We start from the raw sequence: 3,586 nt of genomic DNA, 5'->3' as shown, positions 1-3,586 counted from the left end.
CGGGGCCATCTTGCGGGCGCGGTGCTGGCGAATCCCTCGACGTCGGGTTCCCATCCGTGGTCGGTGGTGTTGTCGCTGTTGTGGGCGCCGGATCTGGGGACGTATCTGTGGACTACTGCCGCGTTGTTGGGGTTGGGGATTTTCGCGGAGCGGCAGTTGGGGACGTCCCGGTTTGCTGTGGCGCTGGTGGCGGGTCACCTGACGGGGGTTCTGGGTGGTTTCGCTGTTGCGGGTGCTGTGTCGTTCGCTTTTCCTGACTGGGCTGCGGCGTTGGCTGGTACCGGGTTCGGCGGTCCCGCACTGGCGGTGGTGGGGGCTGCGATGGCGTCCACGGCGTCGCTGGGCACGATGTGGCGGCGTCGCTGGCGGGTGAGTGGATTCATTTTGCTGGGGACCATGGTCTTGTTTAACGGGGCGATGATCACGATCATGTTGCTGGCGTCGGCGGTCGCGGGATATGTGGTGGGGAAGGTGATGTATCGGTCCGTCTCGATCAGGACGGTGCCGGCGGCCTCGATCCGGGAGAGCCGGATCCTGATCGCCCTGGTTTGTGCGGCTGCTGCGGCGGGGCCGCCGTTGGCTGCGGTGTCCGCGAACGCGAATGGGCCTTTCGCTGTGTTGGGAGAGCTTTTCACGGGCGTGCAGGACACTGACCCGACGGCGATCCGGGGGATCTGTGCGGCGGCCGCGACGGCGCGTGAGTGCGCCGTCGCCCAGCTTCAGCTGCGTTCCGGAGCGGGCGCGGTGATCATGGCGTGCGTACCGTCGCTGCTGCTGCTGGTGTTTTGTTACGGTCTTCGGTTCGGGCGCCGGTTCGCGTGGTGGGGGACGCTGGTCCTCCAGTGCGGGCTGATGGTCCTTGCTGTCTTTTCCTTTACCACGTTGCACCGCAGTCCTGATACTGCAGAGGCAGCACCGGCCAGCGGGGGTATGTTTTTTGTTACTGATTTGGTGATTCCGGTGCTGGTGCCGGCGGCTGTGGTCGTTCTGCTGCTCTTTGGCCGCCGGTTGTTCACCATCTCCGCGCCGCGTGCTCTGTATCGTGGGCTGGCTGGAAAGGTTGTTCTCAGTGCTGCCGGTGCGGCGGCCGTGTACGTGGTGGGTGGTCTGGTCGTGGCTGAACAGTTCAGCCCTGCGGCGGATGGTTGGCGGCTGATCAGTGATTTTCCGCAGCGGCTGGCGCCGCTGGGTCTGACGTTGCAGCTGTTCCCGGATTTCCTGCCTAATGGTTTGGGTGCCGATGTCCTGTATGAGTGGGTCGGTGTGTTGTTTTGGGTGATGGTCTCGGCCCTGCTGCTGGCCTCTTTCCGCAGACCGGCTGTGCATACGGCCGAAACGGGTCGGGAGCAGGCGCGGGCCCTGCTGAAAAGCAACGATGGCGGTTCCATCGGCTGGATGGGTTTATGGGAGGGCAACTCGTACTGGTTTTCCTCCGACGGGACAGGCTACGTTCCCTACCGCGTTTTGGCCGGGATTGCGCTGACCACCGGGGATCCGATCTCCGCGGTGTCGGACCGGCAACGGGTTTTGCACGAGTTTTCCGAACACTGCGCAGTCATGGGCTGGACGCCGTGCCTGTATTCGGTGACACCGGCCGTGCGCGATGCCGCAGCTGCCCTGTCCTGGCAGGGCGTGCAGATCGCGGAGGAAACCGTCCTGGATTTAGGTGCCCTGGCGTTCAGCGGAAAAAAGTTCCAGGACATCCGGACCGCGCTGAACAAGGCGGTGCGGGAGGGTGTCCATACTGAGTGGGTCAGGTATCCGTCCGCGCCGCTGGCTGTCATTGATCAGATCAGGAGTATCTCCGAAGAATGGGTCGCGGATAAGAAACTCCCGGAAATGGGTTTCACCCTCGGTGGGCTGGAGGAACTAAATGACCCCGAGGTCAGGTGTCTGCTCGTCATCGACGCTGACCGGACCGTGCACGCCGTCGCGTCCTGGCTTCCCGCCTACACGGGCGGGGAGATCACCGGCTGGACGCTGGACTTTATGCGCCGGCGTTCGGCCGGGTTCAAAAACAGTATTGAAGTCCTCATCGCCCAGGCCGCCCTGGACTTCCAGTCCGAGGGATACTCCACGGTGAGCCTGTCCGGTGCACCATTAGCCAAATCCACGCACGGGCAACGGCAGGGGAGCGAACACGGAGCGGAAACCGGGTCCCTGGACCGGGTGTTGGATTGGCTGGGGCGGACCCTGGAACCGGTCTACGGGTTCCGGTCCCTGTTCGCTTTCAAAGCAAAATTCCATCCCCGCTACATCCCGCTGTACATGTGTTATCCGGACCCGGCGGCGTTGCCGGCCATCGGACAGGCAATTGCGAAAGCCTACGTCCCCGATGCTTCCGTTGCCGACTTCCTGCACCTGGCAGCACGCGCAGGACGGTCCTGATGAACGTGTCCAAACTCGATCTGATTACCGGACCGGTACCCACCGTCATCACAGTCCTTGGTATCGCGGCCCTGCTGTGGCTTGTGCTGGCCGGCAGAGGCCACCTGCTGCGTGCGGTTCCTCTTGCCGCCGCGGCCGCCCTCATGGTGAGCATAGCTTTTTGGTTCGTTACCGAGCGTGTGTGGAATCTGTGGGGAGCCCCGCAGCCTCTGCAGCTCTACGTTCCGATCGGGCTTGGCCTCTTCGCCCTCGCCCTGGTTGTCCCGAGGTTCCTGCACTCGGCCCGGCTCCGGGGCAGGCTGATCACCGCCGGCGCCGTGCCCCTGGTCCTGCTCGCCTCGGCCGTGAGCGTCAACGCTTACTACGGCAGCTACCCCACGGTGGGCGCCCTGGCCGGGACCGAGGTCCAGATCCAGGCACTGCCATCCATCGCCCCTGGCCCCGGCGCCGGGTCCGGGTCCGGGTCCGGCGTTCCGTCCGTCCAGCTGACCCGCGAAGCCACCTGGAACCCGCCGGCGGGGATGCCCGGCCAAGGCACCGTCGCCGAGGTCACGATTCCGGGTACCGTCTCCGGGGTCCAGCCGGGCAAAGGGTACGTCTGGCTGCCCCCGGCGTACCTGGCAACACCGCGTGCCGTCCTCCCCGTACTCGTCCTGTTCCACGGTGTGCCGGGCGGATCCAAGGACTGGCTCACCGGCGGCCAGCTGGCGGTTTTCATGGACGCTTACGCCGCCGCGCACAAAGGACTCGCCCCGATCATCGTCATGCCCGATGCCAACCAAGGCAGCGTCGCTGAACCCTCCCTATGCATGAACACCAGCCACGGCGAAGCCGCCACCTACCTCGCCGTCGATGTCCCCAACTGGGTCAAAAACACCCTCAACGCCGGCCTTGGAGCCGCCAGGAACTGGGCGGTTGCCGGTTTCTCCTACGGCGGGACCTGCGCCCTGCAAATGGCCGTGAACTTTCCGGACGTATACCCGACGTTCATTGACATTTCCGGGGAAAACATGCCCACCATCCCCGCCGGCCACCAAGCACTGCTCAACAGCTACTTCCACGGCGACGCCGCCGCCTTCGCCCGGCAAAATCCCCTGGACGTGTTCAAAACCGGCCACTTTCCCGCCACCGCGGGCATCATCACTGTGGGCGCCGCCGACAGCTTCTACAAACCCCAGGGCGAACAGGTCTACGCCGC

General features: G+C 64.8%; 2 protein-coding genes. Both read left to right on the top strand.

What is annotated here, in order from left to right:
* The coding region (locus IV500_RS21065) for an MprF family protein (protein ID WP_196398776.1) at window positions 1-2,388 on the top strand (2,388 nt) is incomplete at its 5' end.
* Window positions 2,388-3,586, top strand: a 1,199-nt coding sequence (locus tag IV500_RS21060) for an alpha/beta hydrolase (protein ID WP_196398775.1), incomplete at its 3' end; no start/stop codon positions are given. The genes IV500_RS21065 and IV500_RS21060, both read left to right, overlap by 1 nt.

It is taken from the genome of Arthrobacter terrae, assembly GCF_015708085.1.
GTDB classification, from domain to species: Bacteria; Actinomycetota; Actinomycetes; order Actinomycetales; family Micrococcaceae; genus Arthrobacter_M; species Arthrobacter_M terrae.
Note: the sequence above shows the minus strand (reverse complement) of the source record. Positions and strands in the feature narration are given on the sequence as shown.